The sequence below is a fragment of the Actinoallomurus acaciae genome, assembly GCF_042429965.1.
In the GTDB taxonomy this organism is placed as follows: Bacteria; Actinomycetota; Actinomycetes; order Streptosporangiales; family Streptosporangiaceae; genus Actinoallomurus; species Actinoallomurus acaciae.
Genome location: NZ_JBHLZP010001271.1, coordinates 1 through 600, shown reverse-complemented (window position 1 = coordinate 600; position 600 = coordinate 1). Strand labels below are relative to the sequence as shown.

The following is a 600-nucleotide window of genomic DNA, read 5'->3' as shown; positions in this document are numbered from 1 at the left end:
CGGCCGGCGCGGGCGTACGGGTCGCGGCGCGCGCGATCGGCGTCGAGGGACCGATGACGGCCGAGTTGGACCCGCGGCTGCTGGACGGACCCGCGCCGGTGCGACGGTGACCGGCTCGCTGGTGTGCGTGAGCCTCGCGCCGTCGCTGGACCGGTACCTGCGGCTGCCGGGGCTCACCGTGGGCGCGGTCAACCGTCCGTCCACGGTGGTCGAACGCGCCGGCGGAAAGGGCCTGAACGTCGCCCGTACGGCTTGGGCGCTCGGCGTACCGGTGCGCTCACTCGTGCTGGCCGGCGGCGGCACCGGCGAGAGGCTCCGCCGGCTGGCCGGCGCGCAGGGCCTCGCGGTGATGTGGGTGGACGGCGGGGCCGAGACGCGGCAGTGCTCGTGCCTGCTCGACGAGACGACCGGAGAACTCACCGAGGTCTACGAGCCGGTCTCGCCGGTGTCCGCGTCCGCCTGGCCGCGCTTCGCGGACGCCGCCGAGGACGCCTTCGCGGCGCTGGACCGCGATGACGTCGTGGTCGTCTCCGGCCGGGTGCCCGCGGGCATGCCGGCCGACGCCCTGGCGTTCGTCGCCGGCCGGGCGCGCTCCGCCGG

General features: G+C 77.2%; 1 protein-coding gene. It reads left to right on the top strand.

Annotated elements, in window-relative coordinates:
• Nucleotides 1-106 precede the first annotated feature (106 nt).
• Nucleotides 107-600, top strand: a 494-nt coding sequence (locus ACFFNX_RS52030) for a PfkB family carbohydrate kinase (protein ID WP_378213898.1), incomplete at its 3' end; no start/stop codon positions are given.